This window comes from Devosia limi DSM 17137 (assembly GCF_900128975.1).
Classification (GTDB): domain Bacteria; phylum Pseudomonadota; class Alphaproteobacteria; order Rhizobiales; family Devosiaceae; genus Devosia; species Devosia limi.
Map to the genome: position 1 here is coordinate 44,749 of NZ_FQVC01000013.1, position 12,880 is coordinate 57,628.

The window sequence follows — 12,880 nt, forward strand, 5'->3', positions numbered from 1 at the left end:
CCGGAAACTCTCGTTCAGTAACAAGGTAATAGCGGCAAAATGAAAATCGACAGTGTGGACTTTTTCTACCTGGCAATGCCTGAAGTCACCACAGCCGCCGATGGCAGCCAGGATGCGCTGGTCGTGCGCGTCACGGCTGGTGGCCATGTCGGCTGGGGCGAATGCGAAGCCGCGCCGCTCCCCTCGATTGCGGCTTTCGTCTGCCCCATGTCCCACGGCGCCTGCCGTCCGGTAGCGGACTCGGTCCTCGGTCAGACCCTCGATGGTCCCGAGGACATCAAGCGCATGGCGGCAGTCGTCGCCTATAACAGCATGGATCTGCTGCAGGCCGCCCACACCTGGTCGGGCATCGAAATGGCCCTGTGGGACCTGCTGGGCCATGTCCGCGGCGAGCCGACCTGGAAGCTGCTGGGCTACGACAAGGCCTACCCTAAGACTCCCTACGCTTCGGTGCTGTTCGGCACGACTGCGCAGGAAACCCTGGCGCGTGCCAAAGAGATGCGCGGCCTCGGCTTTAAGGCTGCCAAGTTCGGCTGGGCACCCTTCGGTGACTCGCTGGAAGGCGACATCGCCCATCTCGACGCCGCCCGCGAGGGCCTGGGCGCCGATGGCATCCTGCTCATCGATGCCGGCCAGATCTTCGGCGAAGACGTGGACGCCGCCGCACTTCGCCTCGACGCGATGGAGCGTAACCGCGTCACCTTCTTCGAGGAGCCCTTCCACGGCTCCGCCTACCTCGCCTATGGGGAGCTCAGCAAGCGCACCAAGACCGTAAAGACCGCTGGCGGCGAGGCGGCCCATAACCGCCACATGGCCGAGCACCTGATCGATTTCGGCGGCGTCGGCTATATCCAGATCGATTGCGGCCGCATTGGCGGGCTGTGGCCGGCCAAGGAAGTGGCCGATTACGCGGTGAAGCGCGGGGTGACCTATATCAACCACACCTTCACCTCGAACCTGGCTTTGTCCGCATCGCTGCAACCCTTCGCCGGGCTTCGGGATCACACGATCTGCGAATACCCAACGACGCTGCAGCAACTGGCGCGCGACATCACGCTCAACCACATCACGCCCAATGCCAATGGCGAGATCATCATTCCGGATGCACCGGGCCTGGGTATCCAGATCAATCCCAAGGCGCTGACACAATACGCCGTCGATATCGAGATCAAGGTGGCTGGCAAGACGGTGTTTTCGACGCCAACCTACTGATCGGCAAGCCGGATAGCTTGACCTGAACGCAAAGCCGCGAGATGCCGGAGACCACTCCGCGCTCGCGGCTCTGCATATTGATGAGGGGGATATCTCATGACGCAGCTCGGTTCAGACACCATCCAGCGGATCGGCGTCGTTGGCGCCGGTACAATCGGCGCCAGCTGGGCCGCCTATTTCATCACGCGCGGTCTCGACGTTGTGGTGTTTGATCCCCAGTCCACCGTTCGCCTTGGGCTTGCCGATCGTATCGCTGCTATGGCCGCCCAATTGCCGGCACTGCCGGGGGTCACCATCGGCAATGTGCTGGTGGCCGACCGGCTGGACCAGCTCGCCGACGTGGATTTCGTGCAGGAAAACGGCCCGGAGCGGGAAGACCTCAAGATCGAGCTCTACCAGCAGCTTGAAAGCATCATCCGCCCCGAGGTCATGGTGGCGTCCAGTTCCTCCGGATTGCTGATCGGGCGGCTTCAGTCCCATTGCCGCAATCCCGAGCGGTTCCTCATCGGTCACCCGTTCAATCCGCCCCACCTGATGCCGCTGGTCGAAGTCGTCTCCGGCGCTGCAACCGGGGCAGGGCAGGCGGCAGCGGCAATCGAGTTCTATGCCGCGGTCGGCAAGCGCCCCATTCATCTCAAAAAGGAAGTGCCCGGCCATATCGCCAATCGCCTGCAGGCCGCCGTGCTACGCGAGGCAGTCCATCTGGTGCTCGAGGGCGTTGCCAGCGTCGGCGATATCGATGCGGCCATGGTCTATGGCCCTGGCATGCGCTGGGCCGGCATGGGACCGGCTTTGACCTTCCATCTGGCTGGCGGCGCCGGCGGGATTGCCGCCTTCATCGACCATCTCGGCGGGCCGGTGCAATCCTGGTGGGATGATCTGGGCCGGCCCGATTTGACGCCGGAGGCCATTGCCGCGCTGATCGACGGCGTCGAGGCGGCCTATGGGCAACTCGCCATCAACGACCTGCAGGACCAGCGTGATCGCTTCCTGCGCCAGATCGCAACGATGGCGCGTCCGGCCCAATAGCGGCGGCGCGCTATCCCTTGGCAGGGCCTGTGGTCTTGCGGATGACCAGGTTGGTCTTGAGGACGTAGCGGACGTCGCGGATGGCCTGGTTCTGCAGGATGTCGATCAGCAGGGAGAGGGCGGCCTTGCCGGCTTCCACCGAGCGGTTTGAAACCGTGGTGAGCGAAGGGTAGGTAGCGGCGCCCAGCACATCGTCGCAGCCGACCACAGCAAAATCGGAGGGGACGGAGACACCGAGATCGGCCAGTTCGGCCAGCATGCCCTGCGCGGTCAGATCGTCGAAGGCAATGGCGGCGGTAGCGCCAGTGGCCAGCACGCTGGCGGTAATCTTGCGGCCGGATTCGAAAGCGGCGAATTCGTTGGAAATAACGCTGACCTCAAGCCCCAGTTCGCGCGCCGAGCGGCGCACGGCGCCGCGCCGTTGCTTGTTGGACCAGGAGCCGTGCGGGCCGCCGACATAGACGAGCTTTTTGTGCCCCAGGGCGGCGAGGTGGGCCACCGCCTCGGCAACGCCCGTGCCGCTGTCGATCAGAACGCGCGGAATGCCCTCGACATCGCGGTTGATCAGCACGACCGGGCGGCGGGCGGCATGGGCGACGATCTGCTCATCGCCGAGGCGCGAAGAAGCAAGCACGAAGCCTTCGACCTGGCCGGCAAAGCGGCCAATGAGCTTGTCTTCCTGCTGGGGGTTCTCGTCGGAATTGCCCAGGAAGACGCAATAGTCGAAGCGGTCGGCCTCGGACTGGGCGGCGCGGATCAGTGGCGGGAAGAACGGGTTGGCCACATCAGGCACGATCAGCGCCAGGTTGCCGTGCCGGCCGGTGCTGAGGGCCCGGGCCGTGTGATTGGGAACATATCCCAATTGCTCGGCCGCCACGAAAATCTTGCGCACGGTTTCGGCGCTGAGCATTTCGGGCCGGGTGAAGGCGCGCGAGACGCTGGATTTAGTCACGCCGGCCGCGGCCGCAACTTGGTTGATTGTTGGTGGCGTCTTGCGTTGCGTCATGCTTGCACGGTTCTCCCCGCATCCCTGCATTGGTCATGGCACGAGCAGGCGCGGAGTACCAGTCAATGCCGCTTGACATGCAACCGGTTGCATTAAATAGTTGTCGAAAATTGGGTGCCGCGATCTGAACGCCGTGCACCATTGCTGTCGGAGGCCTTTTTATGACGTCGACTGTTCACGCCGCGCCCAAGGCAGCGCGTTTCGCCGGTAAGCTGCGCGTCCATTCCTATCCGACACGGGTGGCGATGGGCGATGCGGCGGCGCGCGACATTGCCCAGGCGCTGCGTGAGGCGCTGGCGCGTCAGGCTGCGGTGCGGATGGTGTTTGCCGCGGCGCCCAGCCAGGCGCAGATGCTGGCAGCACTCTGCAGGGCCGAGGGCATTGACTGGACGCGGGTCACGGCGTTTCACATGGATGAATATATCGGATTGCCACCGGGCGCGCCCGAGCGGTTTGTCCGCTGGCTGGATGCCAATCTGTTCGATCATCTTCCGTTTGCCCAGGTGCATCGGATCGTTCCCGAGCCGGATGCCGAGGCCGCGGCAGCCGCTTACGCCGCTGAACTCGCAAAAGCGCCGGTCGACATGGTGTGCCTGGGGATTGGCGTCAATGGCCACATCGCTTTCAACGATCCGCCGGTGGCCGATTTTGCCGACCCGCTGGACGTCAAGGTGGTGACGCTGGACGAGCAATGCCGCCAGCAGCAGGTCGATGATGAGTGTTTTGCGCGCTTCGAGGATGTACCCGAGCGGGCGATCACGCTGACGATTCCGCGCCTCGTCAATGTGGGGCAATTGTTTTGCGTCGTGCCCGGCGCCTTGAAGCGCGACGCCGTGCGGGCAACATTGCATGGTCCGATCAGCACGGCATGCCCGGCCAGTATCCTGCGCGAACATCCCAATTGCAGTCTTTACCTCGATGCGGAGTCCGATCCCGATGTCTGAACCTGCTGCTATCGACGCCGACGTGCTCTGTGCGGCCTATCTGGCCGATGTGACTGGGCTGATGCAGTCCATCCTGGTGGATGAACGCGATAGTCTCGACCGTGCCGCCAGCCGGGTGGCTGACCAGGTTGCGGCAGATCGGCTGGTCTATGTCTATGGCCCGGGTGGTCACTCCAATTTGGCGGCGCAGGAAATCTTCTTCCGCGCTGGTGGATTGATGCATGTCAGCGCCATTCTCGATGAGGGAACGCTGCTGTCCAATGGTGCGCTGCGCTCCATGGCGATCGAGCGGACCCCGGGCTATGGCAAGGTGGTGATCGACGATCAGCGCCTGGGTGCGGGCGATCTGCTGATCCTGACCAATGCCTATGGTATCAACGCGGCGCTGATCGATGCGGCGATGACCGCGCGCCAGCGCGGCGCATTCCTGATCGGTTTCAATTCGCACCAGCATGCCAGCCACAGCGCGCCGACCCATCCGGCGCGTCACCCCACCAAGCAGAACCTGCACGATATCGTCGATATCGCCATCGACACCAAGGTGCCCATCGGGGATGCGCTGGTGGGCATCGAGGGCGTGAGTGAGCGCATTGCTGCGGTGTCGACCTTCGCCAATGCCTTTGCGCTCAATTGCCTGGTGATCCGCACCGTTGCCAAGCTGGCCGAGCGCGGTATCGAGCCGCCAATCTGGCGCAGCGGCAATGCGCCGGGTGGCGACGAGGCCAATGGGCGGTTCCTCGAGCGCTTCCGCGACCGGGTGCGTTGGCTATGAGTCAGGCCGGCCGCATTGTTGGACGGGATCCGGCGACGGGGCAGGGGCTGGCGGTCGAATTTGCCGATGGCCGGATCACTGCACTGATGCCGGCGCAGGCTGACGATGGCGCCTATCTGGCGCCGGGTTTTGTCGACCTGCAGGTCAATGGCTATGGCGGCCATGACCTCAACGCCGGGGCGCCGACGCAGGAAACCATCGAACAATTGGCGCGCCACCTGCTGGCGGCAGGGGTGACCTGCTTTGCGCCGACGCTGATCACGGCGAGTGAGGCGTCGCTCGTGGCGGGACTGGCGAGTATTGCCGCAGCCCGGCGGGTCAGTCCTCTGCTCGCCCAGATGATCCCGTTTGTGCATGTGGAAGGCCCGTCCATCGATCCGGCCGACGGGCCGCGGGGTGCCCATCCACTTGAGCATGTGCGGCCGCCGGACCCCGCCGAATTCGCGCGCTGGCAGGAAGCCTGTGATGGACTGGTCGGGCTGGTGACATTGTCGCCGCATTTCCCCGGGGCCCCGGACTATATCCGTAGCCTTGTGGCACAGGGCGTCTTGGTGTCGCTGGGGCATACCGGTGCGTCGCCCGAGCAGGTGCTGGCGGCGGTCGATGCCGGTGCGCGGCTATCGACGCATCTGGGGAATGGAGCGGCGAACCTGCTGCCCCGCCATCCCAATTTCATCTGGACGCAATTGGCCGACGACCGGTTGACCGCCAGCTTCATTGCCGACGGCCACCATCTGCCGGCGGCGACGCTCAAGGCGATGCTGCGGGCAAAGACGCTGGAAAACGCCATCCTGGTTTCGGACGCGGCGGCGCTCGGTGGCATGCCCAGCGGGCGCTACGAAAGCCCGATTGGTGGTGCGGTCGAGGTGTCCGGGGATGGGCGGCTCAGTATTGCGGGAACGCCTTACCTGGCGGGCGCGGGACATTTGCTGAACCAGAATATCGCTCAGGCTATCGGCGCAACGGGAATTGGCCTGGCGGACGCGCTGGGACTGGCGACGCGCAATCCCGGCCGTTTCGTGCCAGGGCGGGGCGTGCTGGAGTGCGGCGGGCGGGCTGATGTGACGCGGTTCTTCTGGGAGCCGGGCGATGCGAGCCTGCGCATAGCCGATGTCTATGTGGCCGGTCAGCGGGTGGCACCATGATGCGCGCCGGTGCCGCCTGCGTGGATATTACGCCGCCCGCCGGACTGCATCTGGCCGGGTTTGCGGCGCGGACCGAGCCCTCCACAGGCGTTCATGATCGCCTGACGGCGCGGGCGGTTGTGGTTGGCGATACGGCGCTGGTCGCGCTCGATGTTATTGGCCTGCACGAGGATATGGCGGCGCGCATTCGGCAGCGCTGTGCCTTGCCGGACGACAATGTCGTGGTCGCGGCGACGCATACTCACGGCGCTCCGGTGTCGATGCGGGGGCGGCTCGGCCGGGATGCCGATTCGCAGTTCCTGCAGCAGATCGAGGATGGTGCGGTTGCAGCCATTGACCAGGCCCTGGCCAGTGCACGGCCAGCCAGGCTGGCCGCTGGCATGGGTGGCGATCCCGACGTTGCACGCAATCGTCGTCATGCCGATGGGCCGCTGGATCGCTCGCTCCCGGTGGTGCGGATCGACGATCTCGACGGGGCATGTATCGCCGTCGTCGTGTCCTACGCCTGCCATCCCGTGGTGCTGGGAGCCGATAACCGGGAAATGACGGCGGACTATCCGCACTATGTTCGTGCCGGGTTGGAGGCCGCTATTCCCGGTGCGATGGCGCTGTTCCTGACCGGGTGTACGGGCGATGCCAATACCGGCCATACCGCGCAGGCGTCGTGGACGCTTGCCGCCAATAATGAGCGCACATTTTCCACTGCGGAGCGTCTTGGAAAGCGGATTGCCGCTGCGGCGCTGCAGGCGGTGATGCAGCCTGTCGAGGGGGAAATCGGCAGCCGGCATCGCGCGCTTGATCTCGATCTCGTCCGGCTTGAACCGGAGCCGCTATCGGCTCTGGCCGAGAATTGGCGGGCCGAGCGCGCCACTGCCGAGCCGGTGCGGGCCATCTTGCTGGGGCACTGGATCCATTGGGCCGAGCGCAATCAACACACAAAGCCTGGTCACTGGCGCGCGCGGGTGAGCTTGCTGGACTGGTGCGGCATTCCCATCGTGGCGCTGCCGGGCGAGATTTTTGGTGAGACGGGTCTGTCGGTACGGGCTGCATGCGCAGGGCGGCCGGCACTGATCATCTCCTATGCCGAGGGCAATCCCGGCTACATTCCGCCAAGCAGCGAATTTGTCTTCGGCGGCTACGAAGTGGCTGAGGCGCATCGTTTTATCGGCATGCCGGGCGCCTTTGCGCCGGGTTCTGCCGAGGCATTGGCCGATGCCGCCAGGGCATTGCTTGCCGAGCGCCACTTGACAACGCAACCGGTTGCATAACAAACTTCATCAATCGCCTGTATAGGGAACGAGCGATACAAGGGGAGACTTTCATGACCATATCCACACTGCGCCGCCGCACGTCGTCTGCTGCGCTTCGCCATGCCTTGCTTGGCTCTGCCATGGGCCTGGCCGTCATTGCCGCGGCGCCCGCCATCAGCGCCCAGGAAATCAGCGTCTGGAGCGGCTATCCAGAACTGGCGCCATTCTATGAACATGTCGCCGAAGGCATGAAGGCCGACTATCCTGACCTCAGCGTCAAGGTTGAAGCCATCGCCCTGCGCGAGCACGAAAAGCGCATCGCCCTGGGCCTGACCTCCGGGGAAGCAGCCGAAGTGATCGAGCTGGGCACCTCGACCGCAACGCGCTACCTCGAAAACGAGCTGTTCAACGCCGCTCCCGAGGCGGTTGCCGCTTTCGTGCAGGACCCGGCCAATTTCAATGACTTCTTCCGCGACTCCGCCAGCTATGGCGGCACCGTCTATGGCGTGCCGCTGTTCCGCGGCCAGAGCGCGCTCTACTACAATACCGAGATGTTCGAGGCTGCCGGGCTGACCGAGCCGCCGGCGACCATGGCCGACTACACCAAATATGCCGAGGCGCTGACCCAGCGCGATGCTAATGGCAATCCGAGCGTTTCGGGTTGGAGCCTGCGCCTGTCCGGCGGCGGTCAGGGCATTGCCGAAAAGTTCTGGATCAACATGTTCCAGTATGGCGAGAGCCTGGTCGAGCAGACTGCCGACGGCAAATGGAAGGCCGATTTCGCCAATGCCGAAGGCCGTGCGGCGCTCAAGCAATATCTCGAGAATGTGCACACGCTCAAGACCGTGACTGTCGAGATGCCGGCCGATGCCGAAGCGTTCGAGCGCGAGCAGACCGCCATGTTCATCCGCGAGTCCTGGGTGATCGGCGACATCGCCTCCAAGGCGCCGGACCTCCCCTATGCAACGGCGACCCTGCCGCGTGGCTCCATCGTTGCGCCGGTATCGCTGTGGATCAGCGGCGAAGGTGCCGAAGCCGAGGCCGCCTGGGCCTTTGCCGAAGCCGCCAACTCGCCCGAGAACCTGCTGTGGCTGTTGGACAATGTCGGCTGGTTGCCGAACCGGTCCGGCCTCGACTACAGCGCCATCCTCCAGGCCAAGCCGGCTCTGGCTGCGTTTGTCGAATATCCCGACACCTACGAGTTCTTCTCTCTGCCCAATATCGGTCCGGTCGAGGAAATCCTGACCCGGACGGCAGCGCGGCTGACCGACGCCTTCGCGAACGCATCGTTGGCAGCCGATGATGCGGCGATTGATGGTGTGCTGATGGCCATGCAGGACGAGATCAATGCCCTGCTGCAGCGTGAGGGCCTGTTGGCCCAATAGGCCAGCGCCCGGACCCTAACCCGCCTGGAAGACCAAGGCCTTCCAGGCGCCATCAGCGGAGAATACAATGCTGCGGCGCAAGAGATGGCTCTTCGCTATGCTCGCCATCCTGCCGACACTGGCGATCTTTGCCTGGGTACGCATGTATCCAATAGCCGAGACGCTTCGGCTGAGCCTGCACAAGTGGGACATCCTGTCCAAGAACAAGCCATTCATCGGCCTGGGTAATTTCCAGGAACTGATGGGCGACCGGCTGTTCCACGAGGCCCTGCTCAACACCACGATTATCGCCTTCGGCGTCTTGATCATCACCATTCCGACGGCGATGATCCTGGCCGCGATGATCCATTATCGCACGCGCTCACGCGCCTCGGGTTTCTATGAAACTGCGATTTTCCTGCCGCATGTGGTGTCGCTTGTGCCCGCTGCCATGGCCTGGAAATGGATCTTCGACGCGCGCCTGGGGCCGCTCAATGCCTTCCTGGGCATGTTCGGCATCGAGCCGCAGGCCTGGCTGTTCGATCCGACGCTGTCGGTGATCAGCGTCATCGTGCTCTGCTCCTGGCAGGCGCTGGGCTATGCCGTGCTGATCTATCTGGTGGGCTTCAAGAGCCTGCCTGTGTCGCTTTACGAAGCGGCCAAGCTGGACGGCGCCTCCGGGCCGCAATCATTCTGGTTCCTGTCGATCCCGATGCTGAAGCCGATCACGCTCTATGTGTCTGTGGTGACGCTGGTTTCGGGCTTCAATGTCTATGCGCAGGCCTTTGTGCTGGCCTCCGATGCGCAGGGCGCGCCGGGGCGGCAGGTTCGGGTGCTGGTGCTCGACATGCTGGAAAACAGCTTCCGCAATTATCGCGTCGGCTATGCTGCCTCCGAGGCGGTGGTCCTGCTGGTCATCGTGCTGGTGCTGACGCTGATTCAGTTCTCCCTGCTGCGGGAAAGGGGGCGTTCATGAGCTCCAATCGCTCCACCGAAAGCGGGAAGCGCCGGCGTTTCCGCCGCATGCTGGTCGACCGCAGCATTGACGTCGTGCTGCTGACCTTCAGCCTGCTGATGCTGTTGCCGCTGGTGTTCCTGGTGTCGAACGGCTTCAAGACGCCGCAGGAAATGCTGGCCTGGCCGCCGACTGTCATTCCGGCCAATCCGACCATCGACAATTTTGCGGCCGTGCTGACGCAAACGCCGCTGCTGCGCTGGATCCTCAACAGCATCCTGTTCGCGGTGATGTCGACCATTGCGATCCTGGCGACCTCCTCGATTGCCGGCTACATCCTGGCCAAGTTCCGCTATCGCTCGCTCAACATCATCTTCGCGCTGGTGCTGGCGACGGCCATCGTGCCGTTCGAGGTCTATATGATCCCGCTCTACTTCCAGGCGCAGAGCCTGGGGATACTGAACTCTATCTGGGCGCTGCTGCTCGGCTATCTGGTGATGAGTTTCGGCATATTCCTGATCCGCCAGAATGTCATCCACTCCATTCCCGACGAATTGCTGGAAGCCGCGCGCATCGATGGAGCCGGGGAATTGTGGATTTTCTTCCGTATCGTGCTGCCGCTGCTGCGCGGCGCCCTTGGCGCCCTCGGCGTGCTGGCCTTCTTCCAGGCGTGGACGGCCTTTGCCTGGCCGATGATCGTCGCCACCAATCGCGAGGCCTATACGATTGAAGTCGGGCTGGCCTTGTTCCAGACCGGGTTTACCGTCGATCTCGGCCGCCTCAGCGCCGCCTCGGCGCTGGTGCTGGTGCCCTCGATCACGCTGTTCGTCATCCTGCGCCGCAATTTCGTGCAGGGCGTCGCCAGCACGGGGCTCAAGGAATGAGCGCCGCCGCTTTCACCGCCACCGCCCGGCAGACCTATATCGACGCCAATGCTGCCAGCCTGCGCTGGCTGCTGGGGCGGCCGCTGCTGGGGGGCGGCTTTCTCAACAGCAAGCAGAACAGCATCACGCTGGCCAATTACGGTCCGGCCGATGGCTTGCGGGCGCCGCAATTCACCTATGGCTGGATCCAGGGGCGGGGCCTTGAGGCGCTGGTCACCCATGCCGCCTTCTTTGCGGCATCCGATCCGGCCCTGACTGCACGCATCGATGCCGTCGCGCAGCCGCTCTACGCTATGCTCCGGGGATTGTGGGAGTGGCATGGCCACGCCTATTTCTGCTATGACGGGCATTTGCAGCCGGTGATCGCTGCTGCCGATGGCAGCACTGCGCCACAGTCCCGGCCAGCCGATATCTACACCTATTCCGACATCTTCGTGCTCAAGGGGCTGATCGCCGCCGCGGCACGCTATGCGCCGGGCAATGTCGCACGCCATCTCGCCGATCTGCCGCAGCTGGTCTCGGCGATCGAAGGCGGTCGCTTCCAGATGGATGAGCGGCGCGCCCTCTGCCCGCAGAGCCTGGCGGACCAGGCCGACGATTTTGGCCCGCGGATGATCCTGCTCGGCGCTGCCGGCATGCTGCATCGCATCGGGCATCCGGAAGCTGCCGGTTTTGCCGACCGCTTCGTCGCCCATGTGCTGGAGCGCCATCTGGATGGCCAATCGGGCCTGCTCCGCAACGTGCCGGGCGCCGATGCCTGCAATGTCGGTCACGGTATCGAACTGGTGGGCTTCGCGCTGGATTATCTGCCAGCCGATGCAGATGCGGCGTTGATCGGCCAGCTTGAAGCGGTGCTGCTCGCCTCGTTCAAAGCGGGTTTCCACGCGCCCGGAGTGCGTCTCGTCGTCTCGGCCGCCACCGGGCAGCCGACCAGTCCCTATTGCCCCTGGTGGTCCCTGCCGGAAACCATCCGCAGCGCGGCGCTGGCCTATGAACGCAGTGGCAATCCGGCGGTGCTGGCCGTCTGGCGCCAGGCGCATGAGGCGTTTTTCGATACCTTCTGGCGCGGCGAACCCGCCATCGCCTACCAGACGATGACCGACAATGGCCCGGTCGATTTTGTGCCGGCCACCCCCGATCTCGACCCCGGCTATCACACGGGTCTCAGTCTGCTGGCAGCCATAGAGGCCGCCGGGCGACTGCAGACCACTGATGCCGACCATGAACAAGCAGGTGCATAGATGGCAACCGTAGAAATTCGCAACGTCGCCAAGTCCTATGGCCCGACCGACATCATCCGCGACATCAATGTGCAGGTTCCCGATGGGGCCTTCGTGGTGCTGGTAGGGCCGTCCGGCTGCGGCAAGTCTACGCTGCTGCGCATGATTGCGGGCCTGGAAGACATCGACAAGGGCGAGATTTCGATTGGCGGGCGGGTCATCAATGATGTCGAGCCCAAGCACCGCGACATCGCCATGGTGTTCCAGAATTACGCGCTTTATCCGCATATGACGATTGCCGAGAATATGGGCTTTTCGCTGCGGCTGGCCAAGCAGTCCAAGGCCGAGATCGACCAGCGGGTCGGCGAGGCGGCGCGCATTCTGGGGCTGACCGACTATCTGCAGCGCTTCCCCAAGCAATTGTCGGGTGGCCAGCGCCAGCGCGTTGCCATGGGCCGGGCGATCGTGCGGCAACCGCAGGTGTTCCTGTTCGATGAGCCGCTGTCCAACCTCGATGCCAAGCTGCGCGTGCAGATGCGCGGCGAGCTCAAGGACATGCATGCCCGCCTCAAGACCACGACGATCTACGTGACCCACGACCAGATCGAGGCCATGACCATGGCTGACCTGATCGTGGTCATGCGCGATGGCGTGGTGGAACAAACCGGCGCCCCGCTCGAGCTTTATGATCATCCGGCCAATATGTTTGTCGGCAGCTTTATCGGATCGCCCGCCATGAACTTCCTCACTGGCACTGTGCGGCATGATGGCGGTCAGCAGACGTTTGAAACTGCCAGCGGTTTCCGGCTGCCGGTCGATGCGGCGGTGGGGGCGCTCGATGGCTTGACCGCGACGCTCGGCATCCGACCCGAACATCTGCAATTGGCGCAGACGGGGCAGGGCCTGGGCGGCAAGATCGTCACCATCGAGCCCACGGGTTCGGAGACCTTCATTGTCGTGCAACTGGGCGGCGACAGGATCTCGGCGCTGCTGCGCCAGCGCCTGATGGCCTCGATTGGCGATGAAATCTGGCTCATGCCGCAGGCAGGCACCACGCATTTGTTCGACAGCGCAACGACCAGGCGACTGGGCTAGTGGT

General features: G+C 64.0%; 12 protein-coding genes. 11 read left to right on the top strand and 1 reads right to left on the bottom strand.

Translation table 11 applies throughout. The annotated features are described in order from the left end of the window. Positions 1 to 39: 39 nt before the first annotated feature. Positions 40 to 1,212, top strand: coding sequence for a mandelate racemase/muconate lactonizing enzyme family protein (locus tag BUA69_RS17230; RefSeq protein ID WP_046134689.1), 1,173 nt, complete (start codon positions 40 to 42; stop codon positions 1,210 to 1,212). Between the two features lie 96 nt (positions 1,213 to 1,308). After that, positions 1,309 to 2,241: a 3-hydroxyacyl-CoA dehydrogenase NAD-binding domain-containing protein gene (locus BUA69_RS17235; protein ID WP_046134688.1), complete on the top strand. Its 933-nt coding sequence runs from the start codon at positions 1,309 to 1,311 to the stop codon at positions 2,239 to 2,241. 10 nt (positions 2,242 to 2,251) lie between these two features. Here the strand turns inward: BUA69_RS17235 and BUA69_RS17240 are convergent, their stop codons facing one another. Then, positions 2,252 to 3,247, bottom strand: coding sequence for a LacI family DNA-binding transcriptional regulator (locus BUA69_RS17240; protein WP_046134687.1), 996 nt, complete (start codon positions 3,245 to 3,247; stop codon positions 2,252 to 2,254). A 161-nt stretch (positions 3,248 to 3,408) separates the two neighbouring features. Between BUA69_RS17240 and BUA69_RS17245 the strand changes: the two genes are divergently transcribed. The 9 genes from BUA69_RS17245 (at position 3,409) to BUA69_RS17285 (ending at position 12,876) form a co-directional block, all read left to right on the top strand. Continuing rightward, positions 3,409 to 4,191, top strand: coding sequence for a glucosamine-6-phosphate deaminase (locus BUA69_RS17245; protein ID WP_342020333.1), 783 nt, complete (start codon positions 3,409 to 3,411; stop codon positions 4,189 to 4,191). Beyond that, positions 4,184 to 4,963 (top strand): sugar isomerase domain-containing protein, encoded by a 780-nt coding sequence (locus BUA69_RS17250; RefSeq protein WP_046134686.1) that lies wholly within the window; start codon positions 4,184 to 4,186, stop codon positions 4,961 to 4,963. Before BUA69_RS17245 ends, BUA69_RS17250 begins: the two co-directional genes overlap by 8 nt. Then, positions 4,960 to 6,108 carry an N-acetylglucosamine-6-phosphate deacetylase gene (locus BUA69_RS17255; RefSeq protein WP_046134685.1) on the top strand — a complete coding sequence of 383 codons (1,149 nt, stop codon included), beginning with the start codon at positions 4,960 to 4,962 and terminating at the stop codon, positions 6,106 to 6,108. The genes BUA69_RS17250 and BUA69_RS17255 overlap by 4 nt, the downstream gene beginning before the upstream one ends. After that, positions 6,105 to 7,376, top strand: coding sequence for a neutral/alkaline non-lysosomal ceramidase N-terminal domain-containing protein (locus BUA69_RS17260; protein WP_046134684.1), 1,272 nt, complete (start codon positions 6,105 to 6,107; stop codon positions 7,374 to 7,376). Before BUA69_RS17255 ends, BUA69_RS17260 begins: the two co-directional genes overlap by 4 nt. Positions 7,377 to 7,429: 53 nt before the next feature. Then, positions 7,430 to 8,743, top strand: a complete 1,314-nt coding sequence (locus BUA69_RS17265) for an ABC transporter substrate-binding protein (protein WP_046134683.1) — start codon at positions 7,430 to 7,432, stop codon at positions 8,741 to 8,743. A 67-nt stretch (positions 8,744 to 8,810) separates the two neighbouring features. After that, complete coding sequence (locus tag BUA69_RS17270) at positions 8,811 to 9,698, top strand: carbohydrate ABC transporter permease (RefSeq protein WP_046134682.1); 888 nt, start codon at positions 8,811 to 8,813, stop codon at positions 9,696 to 9,698. After that, positions 9,695 to 10,561 (top strand): carbohydrate ABC transporter permease, encoded by an 867-nt coding sequence (locus BUA69_RS17275; RefSeq protein WP_052950455.1) that lies wholly within the window; start codon positions 9,695 to 9,697, stop codon positions 10,559 to 10,561. Before BUA69_RS17270 ends, BUA69_RS17275 begins: the two co-directional genes overlap by 4 nt. Continuing rightward, complete coding sequence (locus BUA69_RS17280) at positions 10,558 to 11,802, top strand: AGE family epimerase/isomerase (protein WP_046134681.1); 1,245 nt, start codon at positions 10,558 to 10,560, stop codon at positions 11,800 to 11,802. Before BUA69_RS17275 ends, BUA69_RS17280 begins: the two co-directional genes overlap by 4 nt. Further along, on the top strand, positions 11,803 to 12,876 hold the full coding sequence (locus tag BUA69_RS17285; protein WP_046134680.1) for an ABC transporter ATP-binding protein: 1,074 nt from the start codon (positions 11,803 to 11,805) through the stop codon (positions 12,874 to 12,876). Positions 12,877 to 12,880: the final 4 nt, after the last annotated feature.

Excerpts from the sequence above, each read along its gene's own strand:
- BUA69_RS17280 (WP_046134681.1), top strand. The coding sequence starts at position 10,558 with ATGAGCGCCGCCGCTTTCACCGCCACCGCCCGGCAGACCTATATCGAC.
- BUA69_RS17255 (WP_046134685.1), top strand. The coding sequence starts at position 4,960 with ATGAGTCAGGCCGGCCGCATTGTTGGACGGGATCCGGCGACGGGGCAG.
- BUA69_RS17285 (WP_046134680.1), top strand. The coding sequence starts at position 11,803 with ATGGCAACCGTAGAAATTCGCAACGTCGCCAAGTCCTATGGCCCGACC.
- BUA69_RS17275 (WP_052950455.1), top strand. The coding sequence starts at position 9,695 with ATGAGCTCCAATCGCTCCACCGAAAGCGGGAAGCGCCGGCGTTTCCGC.
- BUA69_RS17250 (WP_046134686.1), top strand. The coding sequence starts at position 4,184 with ATGTCTGAACCTGCTGCTATCGACGCCGACGTGCTCTGTGCGGCCTAT.
- BUA69_RS17245 (WP_342020333.1), top strand. The coding sequence starts at position 3,409 with ATGACGTCGACTGTTCACGCCGCGCCCAAGGCAGCGCGTTTCGCCGGT.
- BUA69_RS17230 (WP_046134689.1), top strand. The coding sequence starts at position 40 with ATGAAAATCGACAGTGTGGACTTTTTCTACCTGGCAATGCCTGAAGTC.
- BUA69_RS17240 (WP_046134687.1), bottom strand. The coding sequence starts at position 3,247 with ATGACGCAACGCAAGACGCCACCAACAATCAACCAAGTTGCGGCCGCG.
- BUA69_RS17235 (WP_046134688.1), top strand. The coding sequence starts at position 1,309 with ATGACGCAGCTCGGTTCAGACACCATCCAGCGGATCGGCGTCGTTGGC.
- BUA69_RS17270 (WP_046134682.1), top strand. The coding sequence starts at position 8,811 with ATGCTGCGGCGCAAGAGATGGCTCTTCGCTATGCTCGCCATCCTGCCG.
- BUA69_RS17265 (WP_046134683.1), top strand. The coding sequence starts at position 7,430 with ATGACCATATCCACACTGCGCCGCCGCACGTCGTCTGCTGCGCTTCGC.
- BUA69_RS17260 (WP_046134684.1), top strand. The coding sequence starts at position 6,105 with ATGATGCGCGCCGGTGCCGCCTGCGTGGATATTACGCCGCCCGCCGGA.